The organism is Paenibacillus sp. LjRoot153 (genome assembly GCF_964253085.1).
Classification (GTDB): Bacteria; Bacillota; Bacilli; order Paenibacillales; family NBRC-103111; genus Paenibacillus_E.
The window spans coordinates 2,533,636-2,559,869 of sequence record NZ_CAXUQH020000001.1; the positions used below are offsets into that span (position 1 = coordinate 2,533,636).

The 26,234-nt window shown below is 41.1% G+C and carries 27 protein-coding genes and 2 pseudogenes; 22 read left to right on the plus strand and 7 right to left on the minus strand.

From position 1 onward, the window contains the following. The first annotated feature begins 43 nt into the window (after positions 1–43). The 3 genes from ACSQ8P_RS11090 (at position 44) to ACSQ8P_RS11100 (ending at position 4,541) form a co-directional block, all read left to right on the plus strand. Positions 44–1,504: a glycoside hydrolase family 32 protein gene (locus ACSQ8P_RS11090; RefSeq protein ID WP_436235221.1), complete on the plus strand. Its 1,461-nt coding sequence runs from the start codon at positions 44–46 to the stop codon at positions 1,502–1,504. 13 nt (positions 1,505–1,517) lie between these two features. Further along, the gene (locus ACSQ8P_RS11095; protein WP_436235222.1) at positions 1,518–2,498 is read left to right on the plus strand and encodes a carbohydrate kinase family protein; all 981 of its coding nucleotides are present in this window, start codon (positions 1,518–1,520) and stop codon (positions 2,496–2,498) included. 1,701 nt (positions 2,499–4,199) lie between these two features. Continuing rightward, complete coding sequence (locus ACSQ8P_RS11100) at positions 4,200–4,541, plus strand: hypothetical protein (protein ID WP_436235223.1); 342 nt, start codon at positions 4,200–4,202, stop codon at positions 4,539–4,541. Positions 4,542–4,741: 200 nt separating this feature from the next. On the opposite strand, the gene ACSQ8P_RS11105 is transcribed toward ACSQ8P_RS11100, so the two are convergent. The 3 genes from ACSQ8P_RS11105 to ACSQ8P_RS11115 form a co-directional block, all read right to left on the minus strand. Further along, on the minus strand, positions 4,742–4,921 hold the full coding sequence (locus ACSQ8P_RS11105; protein WP_436235224.1) for a hypothetical protein: 180 nt from the start codon (positions 4,919–4,921) through the stop codon (positions 4,742–4,744). Positions 4,922–5,559: 638 nt separating this feature from the next. Continuing rightward, positions 5,560–5,778, minus strand: a complete 219-nt coding sequence (locus ACSQ8P_RS11110) for a hypothetical protein (RefSeq protein WP_436235225.1) — start codon at positions 5,776–5,778, stop codon at positions 5,560–5,562. A 25-nt stretch (positions 5,779–5,803) separates the two neighbouring features. Next, on the minus strand, positions 5,804–6,316 hold the full coding sequence (locus tag ACSQ8P_RS11115; protein WP_028554763.1) for an acyl-CoA thioesterase: 513 nt from the start codon (positions 6,314–6,316) through the stop codon (positions 5,804–5,806). A gap of 643 nt (positions 6,317–6,959) precedes the next feature. Between ACSQ8P_RS11115 and ACSQ8P_RS11120 the strand changes: the two genes are divergently transcribed. Next, a complete protein-coding gene (locus ACSQ8P_RS11120; RefSeq protein ID WP_436235226.1) occupies positions 6,960–7,631 on the plus strand; it encodes a hypothetical protein in 672 nt (223 codons plus the stop codon). Between the two features lie 356 nt (positions 7,632–7,987). On the opposite strand, the gene ACSQ8P_RS11125 is transcribed toward ACSQ8P_RS11120, so the two are convergent. After that, complete coding sequence (locus tag ACSQ8P_RS11125) at positions 7,988–8,950, minus strand: DMT family transporter (protein WP_436235227.1); 963 nt, start codon at positions 8,948–8,950, stop codon at positions 7,988–7,990. 117 nt (positions 8,951–9,067) lie between these two features. Between ACSQ8P_RS11125 and ACSQ8P_RS11130 the strand changes: the two genes are divergently transcribed. The 5 genes from ACSQ8P_RS11130 to ACSQ8P_RS11150 all read left to right on the plus strand — a co-directional run bounded on the left by ACSQ8P_RS11130 (position 9,068) and on the right by ACSQ8P_RS11150 (position 13,059). Continuing rightward, complete coding sequence (locus ACSQ8P_RS11130; RefSeq protein WP_436235228.1) at positions 9,068–10,489, plus strand: PLP-dependent aminotransferase family protein; 1,422 nt, start codon at positions 9,068–9,070, stop codon at positions 10,487–10,489. Positions 10,490–10,813: 324 nt separating this feature from the next. Then, positions 10,814–11,347 (plus strand): SMI1/KNR4 family protein, encoded by a 534-nt coding sequence (locus tag ACSQ8P_RS11135; RefSeq protein ID WP_436235229.1) that lies wholly within the window; start codon positions 10,814–10,816, stop codon positions 11,345–11,347. 98 nt (positions 11,348–11,445) lie between these two features. Next, positions 11,446–11,859, plus strand: coding sequence for a DUF4279 domain-containing protein (locus tag ACSQ8P_RS11140; RefSeq protein WP_436239502.1), 414 nt, complete (start codon positions 11,446–11,448; stop codon positions 11,857–11,859). Positions 11,860–11,945: 86 nt separating this feature from the next. Beyond that, positions 11,946–12,557 (plus strand): GNAT family N-acetyltransferase, encoded by a 612-nt coding sequence (locus ACSQ8P_RS11145; RefSeq protein WP_436235230.1) that lies wholly within the window; start codon positions 11,946–11,948, stop codon positions 12,555–12,557. A gap of 262 nt (positions 12,558–12,819) precedes the next feature. Further along, positions 12,820–13,059 (plus strand): DUF2716 domain-containing protein, encoded by a 240-nt coding sequence (locus ACSQ8P_RS11150; RefSeq protein WP_436235231.1) that lies wholly within the window; start codon positions 12,820–12,822, stop codon positions 13,057–13,059. A gap of 506 nt (positions 13,060–13,565) precedes the next feature. On the opposite strand, the gene ACSQ8P_RS11155 is transcribed toward ACSQ8P_RS11150, so the two are convergent. Together ACSQ8P_RS11155 and ACSQ8P_RS11160 are read right to left on the minus strand one after the other, a co-directional pair. Continuing rightward, a complete protein-coding gene (locus ACSQ8P_RS11155) occupies positions 13,566–14,081 on the minus strand; it encodes a GNAT family N-acetyltransferase (protein WP_436235232.1) in 516 nt (171 codons plus the stop codon). 52 nt (positions 14,082–14,133) lie between these two features. After that, positions 14,134–14,490: pseudogene (locus ACSQ8P_RS11160) on the minus strand (class I SAM-dependent methyltransferase); the annotation flags it as partial. A 163-nt stretch (positions 14,491–14,653) separates the two neighbouring features. On the opposite strand from ACSQ8P_RS11160, the gene ACSQ8P_RS11165 reads away from it, so the two are divergent. From ACSQ8P_RS11165 to ACSQ8P_RS11210, 10 genes are all read left to right on the plus strand, one after another. Then, the gene (locus tag ACSQ8P_RS11165) at positions 14,654–14,824 is read left to right on the plus strand and encodes a hypothetical protein (protein ID WP_171688074.1); all 171 of its coding nucleotides are present in this window, start codon (positions 14,654–14,656) and stop codon (positions 14,822–14,824) included. 119 nt (positions 14,825–14,943) lie between these two features. After that, a complete protein-coding gene (locus ACSQ8P_RS11170; RefSeq protein WP_171688075.1) occupies positions 14,944–15,375 on the plus strand; it encodes a DUF6326 family protein in 432 nt (143 codons plus the stop codon). A 118-nt stretch (positions 15,376–15,493) separates the two neighbouring features. Next, the gene (locus tag ACSQ8P_RS11175; RefSeq protein ID WP_436235233.1) at positions 15,494–15,847 is read left to right on the plus strand and encodes a hypothetical protein; all 354 of its coding nucleotides are present in this window, start codon (positions 15,494–15,496) and stop codon (positions 15,845–15,847) included. A gap of 55 nt (positions 15,848–15,902) precedes the next feature. Then, complete coding sequence (locus tag ACSQ8P_RS11180; protein ID WP_436235234.1) at positions 15,903–16,115, plus strand: small, acid-soluble spore protein, alpha/beta type; 213 nt, start codon at positions 15,903–15,905, stop codon at positions 16,113–16,115. Positions 16,116–16,421: 306 nt separating this feature from the next. After that, entirely contained in the window at positions 16,422–17,264 is an 843-nt protein-coding gene (locus ACSQ8P_RS11185) for a tyrosine-type recombinase/integrase (RefSeq protein WP_436235235.1), read from the plus strand. Positions 17,265–17,430: 166 nt separating this feature from the next. After that, positions 17,431–17,991 (plus strand): helix-turn-helix domain-containing protein, encoded by a 561-nt coding sequence (locus tag ACSQ8P_RS11190; protein ID WP_171689533.1) that lies wholly within the window; start codon positions 17,431–17,433, stop codon positions 17,989–17,991. Between the two features lie 219 nt (positions 17,992–18,210). Then, positions 18,211–19,443 (plus strand): CynX/NimT family MFS transporter, encoded by a 1,233-nt coding sequence (locus ACSQ8P_RS11195; protein ID WP_436235236.1) that lies wholly within the window; start codon positions 18,211–18,213, stop codon positions 19,441–19,443. A gap of 20 nt (positions 19,444–19,463) precedes the next feature. Continuing rightward, positions 19,464–19,877: a universal stress protein gene (locus ACSQ8P_RS11200; RefSeq protein WP_436235237.1), complete on the plus strand. Its 414-nt coding sequence runs from the start codon at positions 19,464–19,466 to the stop codon at positions 19,875–19,877. Between the two features lie 198 nt (positions 19,878–20,075). Then, a complete protein-coding gene (locus ACSQ8P_RS11205) occupies positions 20,076–20,360 on the plus strand; it encodes a hypothetical protein (protein ID WP_436235238.1) in 285 nt (94 codons plus the stop codon). 206 nt (positions 20,361–20,566) lie between these two features. Beyond that, positions 20,567–21,265, plus strand: a complete 699-nt coding sequence (locus ACSQ8P_RS11210) for a CTP synthase C-terminal region-related (seleno)protein (protein WP_436235239.1) — start codon at positions 20,567–20,569, stop codon at positions 21,263–21,265. A 511-nt stretch (positions 21,266–21,776) separates the two neighbouring features. Here ACSQ8P_RS11210 and ACSQ8P_RS11215 read toward each other — a convergent pair. Then, a pseudogene (locus tag ACSQ8P_RS11215) lies at positions 21,777–22,004 on the minus strand (GMC oxidoreductase); the annotation flags it as partial. A gap of 5 nt (positions 22,005–22,009) precedes the next feature. Here ACSQ8P_RS11215 and ACSQ8P_RS11220 point away from each other — a divergent pair. The 3 genes from ACSQ8P_RS11220 to gudD all read left to right on the plus strand — a co-directional run bounded on the left by ACSQ8P_RS11220 (position 22,010) and on the right by gudD (position 26,145). Next, positions 22,010–22,549, plus strand: a complete 540-nt coding sequence (locus ACSQ8P_RS11220; RefSeq protein ID WP_436235240.1) for a ThuA domain-containing protein — start codon at positions 22,010–22,012, stop codon at positions 22,547–22,549. 52 nt (positions 22,550–22,601) lie between these two features. After that, entirely contained in the window at positions 22,602–24,272 is a 1,671-nt protein-coding gene (locus tag ACSQ8P_RS11225) for a GMC oxidoreductase (RefSeq protein WP_436235241.1), read from the plus strand. 508 nt (positions 24,273–24,780) lie between these two features. Beyond that, the gene (gene gudD, locus ACSQ8P_RS11230; RefSeq protein ID WP_436235242.1) at positions 24,781–26,145 is read left to right on the plus strand and encodes a glucarate dehydratase; all 1,365 of its coding nucleotides are present in this window, start codon (positions 24,781–24,783) and stop codon (positions 26,143–26,145) included. Positions 26,146–26,234 lie beyond the last annotated feature (89 nt).

Below are 26,234 nucleotides of genomic sequence, written 5' to 3' on the forward strand. Positions count from 1 at the left end.
TATGTTAACTTTATAAACAATTCATGCTTCGGAAGGGTGCCTCGTGAACAACTATACAACAGCAAGAGCCGATCATTTTATTCGAGAAAATAAGCAACATCTTTGTACTGATTATCGTCTCCAGTTTCATCTAATGAGTGAATATGGCTGGATGAACGATCCAAACGGGTTTATTCAATATAAGGAAAATTTCCACTTATTTTACCAGCATTACCCGTATAAACCTTATTGGGGCCCGATGCACTGGGGCCATGCGATCAGCAACGATTTGATTAAATGGTCTTATCTGCCTGTCGCTTTAGCTCCCGATCAGGAATATGACAAGGATGGGTGTTTTTCGGGAAGCGCTGTAGAAAAAGATGGGAAATTAGTGTTGATGTATACAGGGCACATGATGACTGGCCCGAACAAGGACATCGATTACGTTCAAACGCAAAGCATTGCTCAGTCCGAAGATGGTGTGAATTTTGAGAAAATCGCTCAGAATCCGGTTATACCTGCTTCTCTTATTCCAACCGGAGCTAGCCAGAAGGATTTCCGGGATCCGAAGGTGTTTGAACGGGACGGAAAGTACTACGTAGTGCTCGGTTCAAATGACGGAAGCGGAAACGGTGTCATTTTGTTATACCGATCCGAAGATTTACAGCATTGGACTTTCGTTAATGATATAGCGAGAAGCGACGGGAGTATGGGAGATAATTGGGAATGTCCGGATTTGTTCCAATTGAGTGACCGGGATGTTCTGGTGATGTCACCGCAGCGCATGCCTTCTCAAGGATACGATTATCATAATTTACATTCAACGGTTTCCATGTTGGGTCGTTTAGATACAGAAAATGGAATTTTTGATTACAACAATTATGAACCGATGGATTATGGCTTTGACTTTTATGCACCTCAAACATGTGTTGACAATAAGGGGCGACGCATCGTAGTTGCCTGGATGGATACCTGGGAGACGGAAATTCCAACGCAGCAAGGACACAATTGGGCAGGAGCGATGACACTGCCGCGAGAGATGAGAATCGTCAATGATAAAATCATATATGTACCGGTGGAAGAAATAAAAGCATATCGTTCAAAGCTTTATGAGTTGCTGGACTTTGAACTTAACGGGAAACGGAATTTGGATTGCTATGGTGACAGCTACGAGCTGGAAGTCGTATTTGATGCGGCGGAAGCGGAAGAGTTTGGTTTGATGCTTCGGGCGTACGAAGAGGAACACACGCTCATTTCATACAGGCTCCAAGATAGCTTGCTACGGTTTAACCGTGAACGGTCTGGGATTGGTCCCAAAGGTGAGCGAATAACCAAGGTTGATCTTAGAGATAATCAGTTGATGCTCCGAATCTTTGTAGATCGTTCTTCAGTGGAAGTCTTTATCCAGGATGGGGAGAAGGTCATGACCGGACGCATTTATCCAGGACCAGAGTCGAATGGCATTCATATATATGCTCGCGGAAAGTGCCGTGTCGTTTCATTTCGCAAATGGGATATTCTTTAAGGAGGAGCGCCAGATGGGAACTGTTTATACAATAGGAGAAGCACTCATTGATTTTATTCCGCTGGAAACCGGCATTGAACTGAAACATGTAAGTGGCTTTCAGAAAGCGGCGGGCGGTGCTCCGGCCAATGTGGCCTGTACGGTTGCTAAGCTCGGCGCAAAGAGCGCATTTATCGGAAAGCTTGGACTTGATGCGTTCGGCGACTCTCTAATCGAAACGATGGAATCAGTCGGGGTTGAGACTCGATACGTGTTTAGAACCGCTGAAGCGAATACGGCGTTGGCCTTCGTTAGTTTGAAAGCTGACGGAAACAGGGATTTTTCTTTCTACAGAAACCCGAGCGCTGATATGCTGCTCGCACAAGAAGATATCGGAGAGCAATGGTTTACTGAGGGGGACATTCTGCATTTCTGTTCCGTTGATTTAATCGAAGCTCCGGTGAAATATGCGCACTTAAAGGCCATACAGACTGTTAAACAAAACGGAGGAATTGTCAGCTTTGATCCGAATGTGCGACTTCCGTTATGGAATGATAAAGAAGAATGCAGAAAAACGATACAATACTTTATTCCTTTGAGTCATCTGATCAAAATTAGTGATGAAGAGTTATCGTTTATTACGGGAATTGATGACGTAGAAGAAGCGATCTCCTCCTTATTCGTTGGAGATGTAGAGCATGTTATTTATACGCGGGGTGCTGATGGCGCAGTATGGTATACGAAAACCGAACGCATTCCGGTTACAGGACATCGGATTCGGGCGGTTGATACGACCGGGGCAGGAGATTCTTTTATTGGGGCTGTGCTATTTCAGTTAAGCAAAGAGAATTTGAAGATAAGTGATGTTTCTAATGAACAAAAGATGAAAATCTTGTCTTTCGCCAATGCGACGGCGGCACTAACAACGACTCGGCATGGCGCTATTCCTGCTTTGCCTTCGTTTGAAGAGGTAAATAGTTTTTTGTTAACATGGCAGGATGGAATAGATGTTTAGGATTATGACCAATCGTCTCTAACGGCGATTGGTATTTTTATTTTCGTTACAATATCCGCATCATGATCTATTGTATTGAAAATGGTTTCATCTCCTTACGTACTCCAGAGGATGTTAAAGTAATCAGTTATGATGGAATTCAAAATAATAAATTGTTTCCTTTAGTCGAATTGCTCTTTCAACTTCTACCCGACTGACATTCTTTTTGTATTATTTGAATTTCGATATATTGGTGTTCGACGAAGCGACCTCGGCGCTTGATTTGGAGACAAAACGATATCTGCTTGCCGCTTGAAGAGAGAAGGAAAGGGTTGACGACCATAATGATTGCCCACCGTCTCTCAACAATCGAGAATGCTGACATTATCTTTGTAATGGATCAAGGCGCTCTCTCGGAAACAGGCACCCACCACGAGCTGTTCTCAAACGGCGAAGTGTATCAACAACTATTGAGGGCTGGCATGGGCCACAACAATTGCTGCTCTTTTCCTGCCTTTTCGTCGCATTACTATAGCGAAGGAGCTCGTTGTATACAGCTCCTTTTTCTTTTTGAGTAACGTATATCTACACGAAAGTAAATTTATTACTTAAATTCGATTAACGCCTCCTTGGAAAATAGAGATAAAATCATCACCTTAACCACTTTCAGAAGTGGATATTTGCTTCGCGATTTCCCTCAACCCGTATATCCCAAAATAGCAGTTTTATTAAGCCCAAATAATAAAAGTCAAGCATCTAATTAATGCATTTCTACATAGGTTGGTGTATCAAAATTTGGAGGAGATTGCCCAATGAGTTATAATCAAAGCCATCATCAACCACAACAACACCATCCACAATCACATCCACATCATCCCCATCATCCCCATCATCCCCATCATCCCCATCCACAACATCACCACCATCACCACTTCCATCATGTAATTATTCATCCAGTTCATCATCCCCATCTAACTCCTACGTATCATCCTGGGATGCAACATGGTCAACATAGCGGATGGCAGGGAATGCCTCATTCGGCTCAGCATCACGGCGGTAATTGGCAAGGTGGATACGATAACAAATAAGTTTGAACGGAGTCGTGCGAATTTTGTCGTACGGCTCTTTTCTACTTTAAATCCTTATTAAGTTTCAATATTCAAACGCGCATTTTGTCTTTGCCATAATTAGGAGACATGAATGTACACAATTAACCACCGGGCATAGTAGCCTCGGAGGCGAACGAGACAATGAAATGCATATACTATGACAACGTTAAGTACGTAAAAGGAATAAAGCATGTATGCTTCATTTGTGGCATCACTAATCGCCGTTAAAGAGGACCTGTCAAAGGATTCCTAAAAATTTCATGGGTTCCATTACCTCAAAAGTCATCCAGAGAAAGTATTAGAATAGAATATGCCAAACTTAAGAAGCATCTTGCATCCATATATCCAGAAGGTAGAGTGGCTTATACCGAAATGAAAGCACCATTCATTTAATCGCTTTGAATTTGTAAAGAAACGTTGAATTAACGGTGAACGATATTACTCCAGGAGCTGCTTTAAAGTAGCTCTTTTTTGATTCCATTGAAGTAACGGGCGGTAGAGCTTGGTGGTAGCAAGCTGTTTAGGTTTAACTATTAGGTGTGTTCCAGCAACAAATATACGGATAAACGTGTATTATATATGGGTATTATTGTAAAGAAAGGGGTTTTGAGTGATGAGTAAAATACCTATTGATAAATTTGCTTCTTATCTTGGATTTCTTGCTTCGGCTATTACAATTGTCTTGTTTATTGTCATTAGAATTGAAAATGGGTCAGACATAGGAGGACTTGCGGCAATATTGATTCCTGCGGGCTTACTTTCAATAATCTCATCAGTTACTCAAAAGGCAATTTTTATGTACATTAGTCTGCTTCTGAGTTTACCTCTTGTTTCTTTGTGGCAACCAAACATGGGAAGTATAGGTCTTCTTGCGATAATTCCAATGTTTATTTTACTTGCAGCAATACTAATGACTTATGTATTTATTCGAAACAGAATTCTAATACCACGATAAATACCTTTGTTCGTTAAACTAACGCAGAACGTTAGTTCAATCAAACGGCACTAGACTAAGGCTTTATCTTTTCAAGTCCTACCCAGCCGCAGTTACCCCAAGTTTGCCCTCGATTATTCTCGCGTATTTAGCCTTTGCAAATATAAAACTCGTAATGGCCGATCGTTTTCAAATTGATTAAAATTTCATGCTTATTGTCCTCAACCAGATCTGTAAGATCGCTGACTATCGTTGTTTCCTCCTCGGCCTGCAGGTGCAATTGTTTGACATGCAGGTCGAGCGATACCAGCCGGCACAATAAATACAGTCTGAACGCTTGCCGTCTCATCCAGCGCGGCACCGCCACCTTGATTGCGATATTCCTTCTTCACGGGCAACACGTACCGGCCTCCTCTCGTCGAGACGATGCTTTCCTGTAAATAACTGAGGTATTTGGACAATGCCGTGTCGAGTTTCTTGCGAATGCGGTCGTCGAGTATGTTTATCTTTTTGCGGACACGCGACAAAGTTTCAAATGAATGCCTCCTTTTGGGTACAAAAAAAGCGGACTGGAAACCACAATCGTTTCCAGTCCGCTTAGGGAGAAACTGATGTTCTTAACAGCATCACATGCAACCTGCCAGTAGAGCACGACAAAACAAACCATTCCAATTGAACGGTTCACTCGCGTACGCCAAGCAAAACAGATTTCACTATGAAATTGCTAGCTAAGAACGACCTCAGACATTAAAATTTCTCCTTTATATTCCTCTACTGCAAGTATACCCTTATCATATGCGAGTCCAGTCTGGATATCGTGCGAGAAAATAGCATAAATCCAACTTTCGATGAGATAAAACTTTATTGAGGTCTTTCGAAGTTGGGCAACCGCGTTCAGATGTAGGTTTATTCGCCAACTGCAGCCGCCGAATTTGATCTTTTATATTGATTCCCGATTTACTACAGCTCAAAGATACAGAATTACAACGCTATGAAGTCAAGTTATGGTCCCTGACCAGTGCCGTTATTATCGGAGAACTCAGGATTTAATAAGCTCTTTTTTCCAAAACTCAATTACAGTATGGTCGGATAATTGCATGGAGGCCCATGAGTTTTTACCCTTAAAGCCTAGATCCTCCATGATTTCCACGATGTGATCCACTTTCGAATTATCTACTCTCAGTTCCATGGATAATGCATTTTTTATGATGTAGGAGCAGTCATTCATTTCATGAACAGTTGTTTGAAAACTAGTCATTTTTTTTCCCCTTTCCTAGATATGTTCATTCCCACGGATACTTTGTGACCAAATAGTGAGCGAAATTTTTACTTGCTTCTCTTCTGGTTTTACGCATTTCCGCGCGGTGGCTTGCAGTCTCGTATAGTTTTCGTTCCTCTTCGGTTTCTGGCAGGATTCGGGGTACAGGGATTGGATTGTTGCATTCATCAAGTCCAACGAAGGTTAAAAACGAAGTTGCAGCTATATCCCTTTTTCCAGTGCGCAAATCTTCCGTAATAACTTTGACGAAAACTTCTATGGATGTTTTGCCCGTCCAAGTGACGAAGGATTCCAAGGATACATAATCCGTCGGACGGATCGGTTTCAGAAAATCGACGGAGTCCGTGGAAGCCGTCACTGCCGTCACCCGACATAATTTAGAAGCCGTAATAGATGCGATATCGTCGATCAGGGACATGAGCTTACCGCCGAACATCGTGTTGTGGTTATTGACATCCAGCGGAAACACTCTTGAAGTTTTGAAGCATCTAGTCTCTCTAACGTATTTCTGTTCCAACATTGTTCCTCCCCATCCATTTTTATTATAGAATGCCCTCAGGAGGAATATTTAACATATACGATCACCAAAGATCATTTAGACATTTGCAACTAAATATCGACAATACATTTATAACGTTAAAAAGGAAGATGCAACTATCAATCTTTCGTACTCACCAGATACGATTTTGAAAGAAGCAATCTTTATAAGGGTTCCCGCGGGGATGGACATATGTTGAAGATCGTATAGAAATCAATGTGTCAAAGCCATTTGAAGAAGAAAAACTACATTAATGGGATCCCAGTGTGCCGGTTGGTTGCAACTTTGCTGTATCTCTCATGAGTAGTGATAGCAATTTCAACTATGATCCTCATAAGTACAATCACGATGATGTAACCAAATGAACTCATTTCTAAATACGTAATTGCTATTGAACAAATCACAAAATCAAAAGTCTACTATCACCGAGGGAATCACAGTCCGAGGCTTGGGAACACGGGTGACTCTTTTTTTATTGCTTGTTTTGGGGCGGCGGCAGCGGTTTATAGAGCGGCCGGTTCGCAGTGGTCGAAAAGTGTGGGCACTGGTAGAGGTTTTCGGGGTGAATCTAAAGCCATTGCCTTAAAACAAGCAGTTCGTATCACCGCAAGGAATAAAGGTCATGTTGGATGAGCTTATACTCCATCCGAGTTCTTTTGTAACCAAGATCCGGTCAGAGTGGAACGATGAGGCTCCCGAACGGATTTTCCACAATGAAAAAGATAAAAGCCAGAATAAGAGCAGACAACAGATTGAATACCGTTTGATTGCGGGAGATGGACGGATTGTTGGATTATATCCTGATCTGACTGGCATGGTCAGCGTCAACGGGCAAAATGGCGCCGGATTCCTTCCCATCAACGACCTCGACCGAGTAAAATTTGTGCTCGATGCCATTCAGACGGATGAACCGAGTGATGTGCGGATTGACTTGGACTTGAAGACGTGGAATGGACAACCGATGAGATTTGAAGCGGACGGTAGCTCTTTTGTGATTGAATCTATCAGTAAAGAAACTCAAAAAGGTCTCCTGTTCCATGTGATCCAATTGAGTTGCATTGTGCCGGAAGAGATACAATATTATCTTTTTTTGGTTATTATCGATGAGCGGGGCAAGGAATATCAAGTCGGCGGAAGTATCGATGATGAGTTGCGCGAGGGCAAGAGACATTTTAAGCAGACGCTGCTATGGTCGGGGATGGATCAGTTGCCTGACAAACTTACATTAAAGGCAACTACTGTCGTGAAACGTTACAGCGGGTTCAATTGGGAAGAAACAATTGACCTTAGATAGAGAAATCTTTTTACTTGATAGTAAGTCCCCGCCAAATGTCAATATGGCAGCCGTTGCAGGAACGGAAGCACCGACAGATCGAACGAGATTTTAACAATCACAAAAACGAGGCTGCCGGATGAAACGGCAGCCTCGTTGAGCTAAATGGCAGGATAGTTTGAACACTTCGCGAATTATTTCAATTAATGCTGTTTATTTATCAAGAGCTAGATAACGTCAATAAAGTTCTGAGTGAAAATACAAGAACGAACCATATTCGTTAGATATGAATATAGAAGGAAGTGGAATTTGATAAAATGATTAATAATTGTCGAGTTGGAATCGTTGTTATTCTAATCGTATAAAGTCTGAGGAGCCTAATGGCTCCTTTTTTTCTGAGCTGTATTCCCCAATGTTCCTATAAATCGTTGTAGTCGTCTGAATTGAGCTTGAGCAAGCCATTGCCTCAAAGCATCCACATTCACTAGTACCGTTCCCGCAATGATTGTAATGCCCCCAAGTACCGTTAACCATGAAATCTGCTCTTCATAAAACAACACGCCTACGCCCAACGCGATCAACGGGGAGATGTAGAGCCAGGTGGATGGGAATACAGGATTCGTTGTAGCAACGAGCCAATAGTAAAGACTGTGTCCCACCATGGAACCAATCACGATTAGATAAAGCAGTGAACCGCTAGTTTTTAGTGTAAGCATAGTCTGGAGATTCACATTCTCGGTGAACAGTGACAGAAGGAGCATCAGGAGACCTCCAAACATCATCTGAGCTGCATTGAGTGCTATAGGCGAAATATTCGGAAACCGCGGGATCACTTGTTTGGAATACAGGGTACCGGATGCGTAGAAGATTTCTCCGATTAAAATGATAACCGCCCCCATCACCCATAACAAATTCGCCTTAACCGATAGACTGGGCAGCAATAAAATAATGACCCCTGCGAGGCCTACCATGCAGCCATAGATTGACCTCATATTTGCCTTTTGGCGAAGAAGTATCGATTGTATCAGCAATATCATAATCGGTGCTGTGCCTGATAAGACAGCTGCAACTCCTGACTCTACATATTGCTCAGCCCAATAGAGCGCTGAGAAGGTTCCGAAAGTTAAGCCTATCCCTGTTAACAAATGCTCCTTGCGCAGCAGGAGAGACGCTTTCGCTTTCTTTTTCCATACCATCCATGTAAAAAGAATCAAACCCGCTACAAAAAAACGCAGTCCCGCCGAGAAAAAAGGGGGCGCTCCGGCATCCACGCCAATTTTGATACCCAAAAAGGTCGTACCAAATATCAAGCAAACTAGTACGTAGTTAACAATAATCATGCAATATCATCCCTCTCTTGTTAATCATCATATAGGGGAGGGGACAGAACAGATAAGTTACCATAGAACAGATGGAGAGAATATAGTGTAAAATAAGAGTGTGGAGGTGAAGCAGACATGAAAAAAGCTTTAACTGTGAAGGAAGATTCGAATCTTCTTTTTAAGCAGGTGTATGATTATATCCTGAATCGGATAGGCCGCGGAGAGTGGAAGGAGCATGATAAGCTGCCCTCCATCCGGGTGCTGGCTGAGGAGTTGCAGGTCCATCGATTGACGGTTTTCAAGGCTTATCAGCTGTTAAAACAGGATGGTAAGGTAGTTGTCAAAGATAAATCCGGCTATTATGTACATCCAAGCAGCACGATGTTGGAGCCTTTCGAGGACACAACCATAGTTACCTCAAGTTTATTGAGAAACCATCTATCCGAAATCCATAGGATTCCGGTTGTTTACCAATTTTCTCAGGCGCTTATTGATCCGAATCTGCTGCCTAATCTTTTTTTATCCGAATATGTGAAAAAGGTGTTTGATATATACCCCAAGCTGATGGGTACCTACTCCACCGTGCAAGGAGATGAAGAGCTGCGGGAAGCTCTTGCGGACTATATGCTGCAGCGGCATCGCATTCAAGTTTCTGCGGACGAGCTGTTAATAACCTCGGGTGCTCAGCAGGCCATTGATTTGATCTCAAGAATTCTTATCCGACCTATGGATGCAGTGCTTGTGGAGCGACCTACCTACAGCGCGGCTATTGATATTTTTCGTCACCAGGGGGCGCGTCTTTTACCCATAGATATTCGTCCAGACGGCTATGATCTTGCGCATGTAGAAGCACTAATGATGAAGTATAAGCCGCGTTTCTTCTACCTGAATCCTACTTTTCATAATCCAACGGGTTACACCGTTCCCTCTCATCAACGAAAGCAGCTTGTGGAACTGGCTGAACGATATCGATGTCTGCTGGTAGAGGATGATGCCTTTCATGATATGTATTTTGATCAGCAGCCTCCGCCGCCAATTTTCACCTATGATACGGAAGGCTGGGTCGTGTATATTCGCAGTTTTAGTAAATATGTAGCCCCGGGTCTCCGCATCTGCGCTGTTGCCAGTAGGCGGTCCATGATGGAGCATCTGATAACAGCCAAATCACTGTCCGACAATGGAACTCCGTTGCTGAACCAAAAGATCTTTCTACATTACTTTACATCGGTGAGGTTGCAGCAGCATATTGAGAAGCTCCGAACAGCTCTGCACATCCGAAAAAATATAATGGAAGACGCATTGTCCGCCACCGGTTGGGAATGGGTCAGTCCGCAAGGCGGGTTGAACTTATGGGTGAAGCTTTCAGAGGGGGTCTCTGTAGAAGCTCTATTTGAGAAAAGTATTGGACAGTCTGTCTCCTTTGTCCCTGGGACGATCTTCGATCCTTCAGGAGAGCAGAAGTCATGGATACGGTTGTGCTATTCTTTTGTGAATGAAGTGCAGTTGAAGGAGGGGCTGGGAAGGTTGATTGGGGTTTGGATGCTAGAGTCAAACTAAAAAGGGGGCAGCTCCGAAGTCATACCCATGACTTCGGAGCTGCCCCCTTTGTTTGATGTATGCACTATTTCTGTGCTTACAGTTGCTCCACAACAAGTGATGTAGTTGATAGAAACCGATTACCAGTAGAACCTGATATGTCTGTCCATCATACCTATACGTAATTCAGCACCGGGTGAACCAGAGACTTTGCGTGCAAAGAAATTCATCTCACCGAGCCTGTCGTTTTAATTGAAGTAACGGGCAGGATAGTTCAAAAAGAGGATTCATTTCGTTTTAGTAGAAATACCTAATATTAAAAGGTTGAATGTAGGGGGCATTGAGTTGAATAAAATAATTGAGGTACTTCCTCCCCCTAATTCGCCATACAACAGTGGGGATGAATTTCAATGGGGAAACTTCATTAATACAATTGGAACAAATCTTCCCTCTGATTACAAACAATTTGTTATTAATTATGGAACAGGAGGCATTGACAGCTTTCTGTGGATATTAAATCCCTTTGTTAAGGATGAAAACATTAATTTTTTGAAAAAGAAAAAAGAATTATCTGATGCATACCTGCAATCTAAACTGAACTTCCCAATGTACTTTAAACATGAGGTTTTCCCTTCAAATTGTGGAATCTTACCATGGGGTTACACTGATAATGGTGACGAATTGTATTGGCTAACTGTCGGAGAACCTGATACATGGGAAATAATCGTCTACACGTCAAGGTCATCTGAATACTTTTCTTACCCTGTTTCGATGAGTGAGTTCTTATATCAGGTAATAACAAAAGATTTAATTTGTGGTTCGTTTCCTGATGATTTTCCAAAAAAAGTTACTGAGTTTATTTCTATAGATATTGAATAGAATGGCTACGCTAACGGATAAATTTTGTTGAGTTTTAGATACAACTACAGAAAGTCATGATTAGACTGGGGTGACTGATAATGGATAAAACCACTGTCATGGCTTATTTCAGCATTTTCGGAGACAGTTTTCCTGTAAATGAAGTTACGCAATTGCTTGGTATCGAACCATCCGAATCGTATAGCATAGGTGATGTTATAGTTGGACCTAAGAATGATAATCTGATTAGTTCAATCATCCATTATAGAAAAGAATCGTCCTGGGAACTTAGCTCAGACTATCAAGAGTCCTATGATATTAATGACCAGTTGTATTACCTCTTAGATGCACTGGAAAGTAAGGTAGTTGAACTTAACAAAATCCGGGATGAGTACAATGTATCGTTTAAGTTTATGGTGGTAATAAAAATTGAAAATAATGAAAAACCTGCGATGTATTTACATCATAGGTTCATTAGCTTTGCCTATTCAATAAATGCAGACGTGGATTTTGACTTGTACATTTATAGTTAATTGATGATTAAGCTAACGGCGAACGTTAGTTGAATCAATAAAAGCAGGAAGACAGCAGGCCATACGATCGGCTGCTTATTAGTCAAATGGATACAAATACCAGTGATGGAGTGAAGACGTTGAGCGAACAAAATATCTTTACTATTGATTGTAAGGATGTCTACCTTAGAGAGTACATAATTGATGATCTGGATCAATTTCATGCTTTAACATGGCAACCTGAAATACATAAATACTTGCCGGGTTGGAACGTATCTAAAGAACAGCGGAAAGATTGGTTAATCAATTATGAAATACCTGGTAACAAACAGTTTCTAAATACCGTATTCGAAGGTGGGGACATAGGTGAACTTCGTCTTCGTTTGGGAATCATATTAAAAGAATCGGGAGAATTTATCGGTTGGTGCTGTACAGGAATTAAAGAGGAATTGCCGACACCAAACCGAGAAATTATGTTTGCAATCTCAAATGATCATAGAGGCAAAGGTTATACCACGCAAGCTACAGAAGGGTTAACCAAGTATTTATTTGAGAATACGAACGTTGAGATGCTTAATGCTATTGCTCTTATACGTAACGTACCGTCAAATAGAGTGATACAAAAATGTGGGTTTATTTTTCAAGGCGTTATCGAGTTAGATAACGAGAGATACAATTATTACAAGCTTGGTAAAAGTGAGTGGGTAGCTAAGGTGTAGTTTGTTTAACTAACGGAAACGAGAGTTGAGTAAATGTTACACGATTGAAATCTTATTTTCATCTGGTATTAATCATTAAAGGTTATAATAAAAACCGACCCCCTTTAAAATATAAACTTAGACCCACAGCCCGTTGCTGTGGGTCTCTTTTTGTTATTAAGCTAAAGGGCAGAAGAGCGTGGAAAATAGACCCATTAAAGTTGCACAAAATATGTTAGTATTGATCTGGGATTAAAATGACGAGTATATCCGAGGTGTACTAATGGACAATTGGGTTCCTTTATCAAATGAACTTTATCGGCTAGTATGGGATAAATTTTATGAACATTTCAATTTTAAACCAAGTGTTCATAGTAGTGATTGGACTTCCTTTAGTTTACCATCGCCATATATTACTTATAAATTGACTAGTTATACGGATGACGACATAGACGATTTAGAGAGAAAGTGCGTTGCATGCCTTAAATTAGTACTGAACCTGATGAATATCTGTATGCCTTAGACTGGCAACACTAATCGTTTCAATATAATCGTAACCGTGATGGCTTCATCAATTCCCATAATAATTACCCCCGCTAAATAAATAGACATTAGAAAATAATATCACATTGGAGTGGACTTAAGTATTGTTTTTATAAGCTATGCTGCCAGTTACTTAAATAAAAAAAGAGGAGTTGCTGATATCTTATTATAAGAAATATATATACTGAATAAGCTTGAGCCCTTTAGAATAAAGGGCTTAAGATTTAGTATATATACTAAATCTTATACCAAAACTTTATAGTTTAAGTGCTGATACTCTTTATATCAATTAAGCTCTGTTAGATAATAATATTGGTATATGGATATGCTTAAAGGAGGGATGTAATTTTCCCTCCTTTTATATTCGCAATTGAAAACGATAGAGAATCAAAATTATCTCTACAACTTGGAATTTATCAATTTGACTTTCATAATAGCATTTAAAGGCATATTACATTATCAATTGTTTTTTACTTTGTATTATGCTCATTTTGTTCTCTCTACAGAATACAGAAAAAATTCCATATCTATATTCCTAAAATTCTTAGTATCTTTATCAATAATATTCATACCGTTTCGAACAGCAACTTTTTGAGAGGCTATATTTGTGTCCCTAATAATAGAATAAACCCTATTTGCATTAAGAACTGAGAAAGCGTATTCCTTGCAAGCAATTGCCGCTTCTGTTGCGTAACCTTTGTGCCAATACGCTTTTTGAAACAAAAATCCTATTTCCAAAATTTCTTTTTCTCTCCAGCCTTGCATTGTCAAGCCACATTGACCAATCATTTCGTTTGTTTCTTTTAATACAACAGCCCAAAGTCCAAAACCATACTCTTCATATCTTTTAAGATGTCTGTTAAGCCAATTTTGTGCTTCTTCTAAGTTGAATGCACTTTCATAAGCAGCACGCATTACTTCCTCATCACACAATATTCCGCACAATTCATCATAATCGGACTGCACCATTTCTCTAATTATAAGACGTTTTGTTTCTATCAAAAATCTCCCACCTTTCTATTATATCAATAACCTTTCAAAAATTCCTTTCTTCTCGTTGTTCTATGAGTAAAAATGACCCACCAGGAATAATTATTGCTTCATATTTGTGTGGTAAAGAAAGCACCTGTAAATCCGACTCATATAAGGTTGTGTTTAATCCTCGTTCGTCACAACGTTTACGACAAGAAGCTAACATTTCGGGAGAATAGTCAACACCGTCTATTACAAGACCAGATTCCAGTAATGGAATTAATATTCTTCCAGAACCAACCATTGCTTCAAGAATGCGTCCCTTTGTATGTTTTAACTGATCTCGATGATACTCTACATCCCCACCAAAAGAATCACCAATTTTCTTTGTGTGGTCATATACCTCTGTACATAATGCACCATATTTACTGAAAGACATATAGTTATTTCCCCTCCATATTTGGAATCTTAGAAAGGTGAGCGTATTTGAGCTGCTAGATTGTTTTTCAGGTGCTGGAGGGTCTTTTATGCAATAACTTTGAATAAATTTAATATTACAGGTAAGAATTCTAATAAATAGTAGTAGAAAGAGGTGACTAGAGTTGGGTGATAAAAAACGTGAGGACTCCTGGAATGACGAGCATGATCAATTATTAGCCGAAGTAGTATTATCTCATATTAGGACTGGCAGCACACAATTGGCTGCTTTTGAGGTGAGTGGAAAACCACCAATGGATGTGGATGGACTTGTTGATGAGCGGCAAAACCCATGAACCCTCAAAATGTTATATTTTAGAAAATTTTTAGAATTGCTTTCGAGGGTGTTTATACTTCTCATTTAGACTAAGGTTGTAGGCAAGAGAAACCATATAACCTTAAAGGAGAGATTAATATGAATACACAAAATAAAGCACAAAATGCACTGGAAGACATCAAAGTCAGTTCGAAACTGAAGATTGCTACGCTGTGGGCGAGTTTTATGTTTCTCTATATTTATGTTGATTATTTCGCCTTATATATGCCGGGCAAAATAGAAGGTATTCTGGCAGGAAAAATATTTATATTTGACATTTCATATGTCTTTCTATTGATAGCACTGATTTCGGTAACAATTCCAGCTCTTATGATTTTCCTTTCTGTTGCCCTGCCGGCAAAAGTAAGTCGCTGGGCAAATATCATTATTGCCGCGGTGTATATTCCCTATACATTGTTTAATTTGACAGGAGAGGCTTGGGTGCACATGGTGTTTGGCGCTGTTGTAGAAGTCGCTCTTCTTTGTCTAATTATCTGGTATGCATGGAAATGGCCTTCTTCGTTACGGTAATTACGTTACTAATTATCTTTACTGCATGGAAGTGGCCTAGGCAGGATAGCTAGCAACGCGGGTTTCGGGCATTACTAAGAAGAATGATGATGACATAGTCGCAACTTTTGCATATCGTATGCGAAAAACTGGCTATCAAGAAAAAAATGAATATCAAACAACCCCCACCTCGGGATGGGGGAGAAGAAATGTCTACTGGCAAGTAGTTACTATATCTAGTGTTAGTTTATCCGCGGATATTCCAGTTGAACAGTCTATTTCTTATAATGAAGCTTTGCAAAAGATCATAAGAATAGCCAATGACCAAATGCAAAAGTATGATGAGTTGCTTCAAGAAAACATTAGGCTTAGGGAAGAAAATAATGAATTAATATTACAAAAGCAACAAGCTTCCCCTGAAGTTTTAGCCCAAGAGGATCTTGATGCATTTCTTCAAATAATGAAAAGGTCAAAATGCTTAACGCATGTATAATATTCACTAAACTCCAAGGTGTAATAACACATCAAGATAAGGAGTGAATAACATCATGGCTAACAACACATTAGCAGTTCCTCAAGCGAAAGCAGCAATGGATCAACTAAAGTATGAAGTCGCTCAAGAGTTAGGGATTCAGCTTCAGGCATACAATGGAAACCTCGCTACACGCGATGCTGGCTCGATTGGTGGCAACATAACTAAGCGGTTAGTACAAATAGCAGAACAACAAGTTTCAGGTTCTACAGGAAACTTTAGATACTAATTTGATGATATTTGCAGGCAACCCAAAAGACTACAATCACCTATTCCTTAGGTGAGTGCAGTCTTTTTATTCTGTCTTAATTAATAGAGTTTCGTCAGTAAATCTTGAATCTACTTTTCATTGTTTAGAATACATGAGGATCATATTTTTGGGGTAAGCCGAAATTATTTAACGTACATTATTAAGAGTCTCCAATTCCTGTGCAGATAGATAATCACTATTCGAGTGCTTAATATTGAAACATAGGATTAAAGCCTCCTATTTCTAGCAAAACTAGAGATAACAAAACTTGGGAGGGTTTTTAATATGAAATTAGGGGATCTGTGGATGCTGTATGAAGCTGATAAACGTATTTTAGGTTTTAGTTCACACACAATGAAAGCATACTCTCTACAATTAAAGATGTTAGTTCTTGAACTTGGTGATCTTGAACTAGAGGAAATAACTCTAATCTTACTTAAAGACTATTTGGCTAAGGTATCAGAGAGACCAAAACCTAGTAGTTTAGGCCATCGTATTCGATTTGTACGTTCCCTTTTTCGTTTAGCATTTGAAGAAGGACATCTCTCGCGGAATCCTTCTGTTAAGTTGAGAGAACCAAAGATGGACAAACGAATTCCAAAATTTCTAATTGAGGAGGATGTAATTCATCTTAAGATTTCATGTCACTCTCATCGAGAGCATGCTTTATTAGAGTTTCTATATTGCACAGGATGTCGTGTTGGAGAAGTACAGAAAATAAACCTCGAAGACATCAACTGGGAGAACTGCTCTGCTATTGTGAATGGTAAAGGATCAAAACAAAGAGAGGTTTATTTTACTACGGAGTGTAAGGTTTGGCTTAAGAGGTACCTGGAGAACAGAAATGATACTTGTAAAGCATTGTTTGTCACCGAAACGAATCCTATTCGTCGATTGACGATTCCTACGATACGTTGGTCTTTGAAAAAGTTAGCTAAACGATGTGATATCACTGCGAATGTATATCCACACCGATTCCGTCATACTTATGCCTGTCAATTGTTAGATAACGGTGCACCGTTAGAATTTATTCAGGGGATGCTTGGACATGAGAAAGCATCTACAACTCAGATTTACGCTCAACTACGCGGTGAGCGTAGGAGAGAATTATATCGTCGTTATTTTTAAGACTAAGACTGAAAAATAAAGTATTAGACTGACGAAGTTTCATTAAACTAAACGGGTAGATTATTTTTTCATAGGAGTGTAGTCCACCATCAAATACTACTCGTATGGAAAAGAATTTAAATAAATAATATACTAGCTATAACTGTTTTTTGTTGAGGTGAATCTAATGGATGAAATCAATGAATCAAAAGAAATTGTATTACAAATCGGTGTTGCCTTGAAAAAGTACAGAAAAGAAAAAAGCATGAGCTTAGACGACTTATCGGAACTAACGGGCGTAAGCAAACTTACTCTGGGGAATATCGAACGTGGCGAGACAAATCCAACTTTGGCGATTATATGGAAAATTTCAAAAGGTATATCTTTACCGCTATTGGCTTTATTCAAATCAGAAGACTCTGCTAGTTTGTATCGAGCAGGTGAAGGACTGCGGTTTTCTAATGATCAAAAAAATTGGATCATTGAACCAATCTTTAAAAGTAACGATATTGAAATGTGTCGGGCTTACTTACAGCCAAATAGCTCGTATCAGCCTGAAGGTCATCATGTCAATACAACTGAAATTGCGACAGTCATGACTGGTTCCATTGAAATTCAAGTCAATGGAGAGATTTACACATTGAATCAATATGATACTATCAGTTTTCGTGCAGATTGTCCTCATTCTTATACCAATCATACGGATAGCGAAACAGTGCTCCATATATCCTTAAAGTACGATTTCTAAAGTCGAAAACTCCACTTATTAAATACAACTCTGAATTCCATGACGGGAATTTCAGAGTTGTATTTTTGTTTTTAGATGAATGAAAGTATATTATAAAGTAATTATTGATAAATAAAGTATATTATAATATACTTTATTTATTCGCGCGGATGTATCGTTTTTTTTTTCAATCAGAAGGAAGTAAATAATACGTAAGAATTCAGGAAGGAGAAATTAAGAATGCCGAACAAACAAAATAATAAAGCCATACCATCCTCTATAGGGCTGATCATTCTCGGCATTATTGTTATTGCAGCTAATTTACGTACTCCCTTAACATCAGTTAGTCCTTTAGTGAGTCTGATAAGGGATGACGTTCATATTTCAAATACATTAGCAGGCCTGATCACAACGGTACCCTTGCTTGCATTTGCTTTATTATCGCCTCTAGTACCAAAATTAGGACAAAGGTATGGGGTTGAACGTATCATAATGATCGCCTTACTCTTTCTGACTGTAGGTATTGTAATACGTTCTTTAACTGGCGCAGCTAAACTGTTTATTGGGACAGCAATTCTTGGATTCGCAATTGCCGTATGTAATGTATTATTGCCAAGTATAATCAAAAGGGATTTCCCAAATAAAATTGGCTCCATGACAGGTGTTTACTCCATTTCAATGAGTTTATGTGGAGCAATCGCATCGGGAATCAGTGTGCCTCTAGCCGTAAACGCAGGTCTAAAATGGCAGGGAGCATTGGGAATATGGGGGATTCTAAGCTTTGTATCAATCCTCTGTTGGTTACCCCAATTAAGAAATCAAACAAAGCAAACAACCACGACGAGTCAACAAATGGCCAGCAACGATGTGAATGTTTGGCAATCCCTCATTGCCTGGGAAGTAACCTTGTTTATGGGTATACAGTCCATGGTTTTCTATGTTTTGATCGCATGGTTGCCTGAAATTTTAAAGCAGCAAGGAATTGATCCAAACCAATCAGGATGGTACCTCTCGATCATGCAGTTAGCTATGCTTCCATTTGCCTTTATTGTCCCCGTTATTGCTGGGCGCATGTCTAGCCAACGGTTGTTAGTGGTCATTACAACCATTTTGCTTTTGACGGGAACGATTGGACTTCTTTACGGAAGCTCCAATATGATTCTGTTGTGGATCATCATGCTCGGAATTGGTGGAGGCTTCGCCTTTAGTTTGTCCATGATGTTTTTCGGGTTACGTACTGAAAATGCGCATCAAGCAGCGAAACTATCTGGCATGGCGCAATCGATCGGATATCTTTTTGCCGCAGTCGGTCCTGCTCTTATAGGATATCTGCATGATGCGACAAATAGTTGGAACCTGCCACTTTTCATTCTGCTTGGCGCTGCGGTCTTGCTCTTTTTAGTCGGTATAGGAGCAGCAAGAAACCGTTTTGTAGGTAGCCGAAATAGTTACGAGCTGCCACGGAAAGGATGATAAATATGTTTGACAAAATTATGACCATTGATAAAGCTGAAATAACGAACAAACTACTCGATGCAACCATTGAGATAGCCCGAAACAAACAAACTCAAGTTACATTGGTTAATGTCAGCCAAGAATATGTGTCGAATGGCATGACATATGTACCAGAGAAATTCTTGGAAGAAATATTGAACGAAATGGAGAAAGCGAGTTTGGAACAGCTGCAACAAGCCAAATCTAAGTTAAAATCTGCGGGGATTAACCCGGAAACAGTTCATCTTAAGGGAGATCCTGCACATGAAATATTAAAATATGCAGGGGATACCGAGCAGCAACTCATTATTATTGGGAGCCGTGGGCTAAGTGGCATAAAAGAAATGATGCTTGGAAGTGTCAGCCACAAGGTTTCACAGCTATCAAGTTGCCCAGTCCTCATTGTGCATTAACTCTTTCGGGGACTGCAGAGATGATGCATTGTTATACTAAAGGGAGACGATAGCACAATAACAACAGGCTGCCGGCTTCGGCAGCCTGTTGAACTAAAGGGCAGATATGCGTAACAAGCGCAGTGTTTAAAGCGTCTATATTAATGAGGTTATTTATTTGCGAAAGTGTGGTATTGAAATATGAATCGGGGTGTGGGGATGAAAGGAAATCATTTTACTTTAAGCTTTGGGTTACTACTACTTACAACTACAATTGTATTTTCAATGATATATGGTTTAGCTTCAGGCAAGCCATTTCTTCAATTAACAGCTAATGGGCTGAGATATACAGCTTTTATTGTAATATTAAATTTATTTTTTAGCATAATTGGTATGTTCAAAATCAGTAAAAGAGTAATTCCAGTTTCTGCCCTAATTATTTCTACATCTGTAGTGCTATTCTATATATTTGGATTCATAAAATGGGCTATCCAAGGAGTTTGAAACAACTTCTTCTAATCCACTTTGATTAAACTAACGTAAGACCTATAGGGCAGGAGCTGCATTGAAGCAGATCTTATTTTCATTTTATCATTTAAAGTAAAGGGCAGTTATGTTTGAAGAATTTAAAGGCAATCTCAATAATCTCATTGAAACATTTGCTAACATATGGTATGAATTCCTAGTTGAATTTGAAAGGGGCATACAAAATGAAAATTGGGATTGTTGGTGACTTTCGTCCAGAATATCCATCACAGATTGCTACTAACGATGCACTTCTACATTCGTTTAGGAAATTAGGCGTTTTTATCGAGTATGAGTGGATTCCTACAGCTACCATAATTAAACAACTGAATACCATCAAGGAAATCTTTCAGGGTTTTTGGATAGGTCCAGGGTCCCCAGATTCCGTTGATGGGGTACTTAGCATTATTCAATTTGCACGCGAAAACAATATACCTTTGTTAGGGACATGCGGTGGATTTCAATACATCATTATGGAATATGCAAGAAACAAAATGATGCTGGAGAATGCTGGGCACGAAGAACGCGATCCACACGCAAATCAAATAGTTATTAGTAAACTGGCTTGCTCATTAGTCGGCCAAAAAGGTGAAGTCATAGTAAAGAAACCCTCGAGAATCTATGATATTTATCAAGTTGAAAATGTAATTGAACAGTTCAGATGTAACTATGGACTTAGTTCGGAATATGAAAAACAAATTCATGAAGCCGGATTAAGAATAGTCGGAACGGATTACATTGGCAACCCAAGAATGATTGAACTACCTGATCATAAGTTCTTCATAGGCACGTTATTTGTTCCCCAATTAAGTTCCACTTCTAATTCAACACACTGCATCGTTGACTCTTTTATTTCTACTGTCTTAACTCAGCCAGTGGATTAAGCTCCTTGGGTATAATTTGATTTCCTCCACGGTGCCCTTAGTGATTTTCACTCCCCTATCTCAACGGGTTAAGCCCCCTATCATTCGTCACATCTATCTAAGAAGTGGATTCGGTCTTTCTAACGAAACTGGTCAGAGCCCTTTTGCGTAACGTATCCGGATACTCCGTGCTTTCTATGTCATCCTGCGAATACGCCAACTTGCGTGAGGTAATGCTTAATTTTAAGCTGCCAATGCAAAAAATTTATCTGGGTTGTATGCTTCATCACTAGAACGATTACTATGTTAAACATAAAACATTACTCACTTGCCCAATGATGAGTAACCCAAAATAATGAAGCCGCCGCGAGTTGTCGTAGAAGTTTCCAAGAATCAGGGGAATTATGTAATTTGTAGAGTTAGTTCTTATGGGGATTTACGCTGGGGGCAGTCATCTGTTTTTTTATTTAGGCATACACTGGGGGTAAGGGAAAGGACAAAAAAAATAACCCGAATCGCTCGGGTCCAAGGCTCAGAGGATTTGCTTACAGATGTAATCGGCTGTTCGGATTGCCAAAGCTACTGTAGTCAATGTTGGATTCACTGCGCCCATGGAAGGAAGAACACTGTTATCGGCGACGTATAGACCTGAAATCCCATGAATTTGACCATATCGATTTGTGGCTGAAATAGAGGGATCATCGCCCATTCGGCATGTTCCTGCTTCGTGGTTATCCCCGCCAGGCGGCATTAAGCAGATAGCAAGTGTACCGTTCAGGGGGTCATCTAGCGCACGATCAGGTCTCTGATGAAGTCGTCACACGCATTCAAAGAAGGGTATTGCAGGGAATGGGTTTGATCGTCCTTCACTCCGGACATCGATCCAAACTATTTCAGAGATTGATGGGGACCAGCTGTGACTTAAAATGGCGGGAAGATGCGAAAAGGGAGCTTCTGTGGGTTGTCAATCCTGCCCATCCAATTACACAAGGTATCGGAGAGTATATCGATCTCAGGCCGGAGGAAATGTATGGGGAGTTTTTTGACATTCCAGCGCCGGAAGAGCTTGTGTTTATAAGCTGGTTCGAAGGTGGTGAAGTGTTTCGAAGCGGGTGTGCCTATACGCGCGGTCTTGGGAAAATATTTTATTTCAGACCTGGACATGAAGCTTATCCGACCTATTATCATAAACAAATTTTGCGGGTAATCGCCAATGCGGTGCGTTGGGCGGCATCCGCTCACGGAGCAGCGCGACCTTCGGCAACACAGCGCCATTCGCAACGTTTTGATCACAAGCTCAAGTGATAACTTTGAAAGGTTAAGTTACAATATTAGGCCGGATGGAGAGTGAGAGTTTTTGAAGATATGGGTCTCTAACATGCAAGAAACACTTAGAGCTATTGCGATAAAAAACGCTTTATCCGTTGAGGAGCTCATTGTGCTCAATCCGCATATTCCACATCCTGATCTCGACATCACCGGCATGTCAGTTTATCTTCCTTCCGAAACAACATCAAGAGCTTCAACGGTTGATTCCTTACCGACTTGCCCAGTTGCATCAGCAGAAACGCTGAACAACTGGATTCCCCTCACGCCGCTCTCCGAGATGGCTCAGCAGGAATATGATGTTCTAATCATCGGTACGGGAGCCGGGGGAGGATCTGTGCTCTGGAGACTCTGCGAACAATGGAAGAGGGAAAAGAAACGAATTGGCATCATTGAACGGGGCGACCAGATCATCCCAACGCATGCCCGAAACTTATCGACGTTAAACCAAGATCGCCTCGTAGCTTATTTTAGTTACTTATCCAAGCCGCTGCCTGGTTCGTTACCCGAATATCCGGGGGCCAGACAGCTATTTGCGTTGGGAGGCAGAACGTTATTCTGGTATGCGTTTACTCCTCGGTTACATGCGTGGGATCTGGCGAAGTGGCCAATACCTGTCCATGAGATGGAAAGCTATTACGGCATTGCAGAACAAGTCATGAATGTCACTAGAGCCTTCGCCGAGGGAGCGTCGTTCACGGAAATTTTACTGGAGCGGTTATGGATGCGCGGTTATTCGAAAGCGGCTCCTCTTCCGATTGCGGCTGATATTGTGCCTCAGTCTCTCGGGCAAATCCATACAGACATGTTTACGAGTTCCATTTCCTTACTTGCCAGAGCTCTGAATCAGAGGCCTTTCGATTTGGCGATCAACGCACGTGCTACAAAGATTCTTCAAGATAACGGAAAAGTCACGGGAGTTACGGTCGTTTCACCGGATAAAACCGCTTACAACCTAAAAGCCAAAACCGTTGTTGTGAGCGCGAGTACGTTCGAGACGCCGCGCTTGCTCTTGCATTCGGGATTTCAGCACCGGGCATTGGGGCACTTTCTGACGAATCAAACTTTCGTGCAAGCAACAGGATCGATATCCACTTCTGATTTTCCTGTTCCTTGGGGTCCGCTGAATGTTATGATACCGCAGGAACCGAATACTCCTTATTCCGTATTAATGACCGGGCCCGAAGCCTTCTATTGGTATCCGATTAGCGTTGAAAGACCACTAACTGGTGAAACCACGGTCAACTTCTATGGGTATGGCAAAGTCGAACCGAGATTCGACAATCGGATTACGCTGAATCCGGACAAAATTGATGAGTACGGTGTTCCTGAAATAAAGGTTCATTTTTCCTTGAGCGAGGCAGATTGGAGCGTCGTGGATCAAATGACGAAAGGGATAAAGCGCATTGCCAAAGACACGGGTGTACATTTGGTTGCCAAGAACGGGAGACCGCCTATTTGCCTGACTCCGCTCGGCGATTTGCATCATGACTCGGGCACATGCCGAATCGGAGACGATCCCAATACTTCCGTAGCGAACCCATACGGTCAAATTCATGGAGTCTCCGGCCTCTATGTGGCCGACAATAGCGCTCTGCCTTACATCGGAGCTGAGAATCAAACATTGACTACGATCGCGCTTGCTATTCGTACAGCTGATCATATTGCTAGACAGGGGGGCGTGCAGGTTAAAACGAAATGAGAAAAGATACCGCATGTCGCGCCTTTTCCCTTCAAGTCCATTAGTCACATACGGTTCTACGGTGTACCATGAATAGGAGTGATACCGAAAATGTTTATCATCGTTTAGGGGGACAGGTGAATGATTGGACTACGACGATACGGGCAAGATCATTGTTTTTGATACCAACATGGAAGCTTATCTTTTTCGATGACGAATGATCATTCTTGACATAAGAGCCCGGGACTCCTCTTAATTTCACCTGTCAATCAACTGCCTTCGTGCTTAAATTCTACGACGTTTTTACTCTAGGCGGGGGAAACGGAACAAATTCTTGTCATCGATCAAAGACAAGAATTTGTTCCGTTTATCGATAGAGGTCAAGAAGATGTACCGATTACCGCACAAGAGACGTTCGCTGATCATAAATAATAAATTGACGTATATTTTAATTTGTCTTACAATATGACTTATGAAGCAAGCCGATTCCTTATTTTATATAATTAAATGAAGGGGAGAGAACACTTTGATGCAGGATATGAAACATGAGCAAATGAATAACCGTTTTTCAGACACGCCGATTATTACGGAAATGCAGATAATCCCTGTAGCGGGGTACGATAGTATGCTGCTTAATCTCAGCGGTGCACATGCTCCTTTCTTTACACGCAACATTATCATTCTTAAAGATAACGCAGGCCATACGGGTGTTGGTGAGGTTCCAGGTGGTGATAAGATTCGACAAACACTAGAGGATGCACGGGCGCTCGTCATTGGTCAATCCATAGGTCAATACAATAACATTATGAATACAGTACGCAAGCAGTTTGCTGATCGAGATGCTGGAGGACGTGGTTTACAAACCTTCGATCTACGCATCACGATTCACGCCGTTACTGCTCTGGAAGCTGCACTGTTAGATCTTCTGGGGAAATTCCTCGGTGTTCCTGTAGCTGCGCTCCTTGGAGAAGGCCAGCAACGTCAACGCGTAGAGATGTTAGGTTACTTGTTCTATATCGGAGATCGAAATAAAACGGATCTACCTTACTTGAGCGGACAGGATGGCAAGGATGACTGGACACGATTGCGCAATGAGGAAGCGCTTACACCTAAAGCTGTCGTTAAACTGGCTGAGGCGGCATACAAGCGATATGGTTTTAACGACTTCAAGCTAAAGGGCGGCGTGTTTCGAGGAGAAGAGGAGATCGAGGCCGTCACCGCGTTAGCCGAACGTTTTCCCCAAGCGAGAATAACGCTGGATCCTAACGGAGCATGGTCTTTGTCTGAAGCAATTCGCCTTTGCCGTGATCAAAACCATGTATTGGCTTATGCGGAAGATCCTTGCGGAGCTGAAAATGGTTATTCTGGACGTGAGGTAATGGCAGAGTTTCGCCGTGCTACTGGGCTGCCGACGGCTACGAACATGATCGCCACGGATTGGCGCCAGATGGGACACGCGATTCAACTGAATTCGGTTGATATACCACTTGCTGATCCGCACTTCTGGACGATGCAAGGTTCTGTTCGAGTCGCACAAATGTGTCATGAATGGGGGCTGACGTGGGGCTCGCATTCTAACAATCATTTTGATATTTCGTTGGCCATGTTTACCCATGTCGCAGCCGCTGCACCGGGAAAAATCACAGCTATCGATACACATTGGATTTGGCAGGACGGGCAGCGTTTGACCAAAGAACCGTTCCAAATTGTTGGTGGCATGGTGGAAGTTCCTAACAAGCCAGGTTTGGGCATTGAGATTGATATGGTTGAAATTGAAAAAGCGCACCAGCTTTATAATGAGAAAGGGCTTGGAGCGCGCGATGATGCGATTGCAATGCAGTATTTGATTCCTGGCTGGAAATTCGATCATAAACAACCTTGCCTTGTACGGTAATCGAGATAATAAAATGAAATGGAGGAGAGATTACAGTGGACTATAGTCTTATTCTCGATGTCATTCCACCTATCGTTACACCGGTTGAT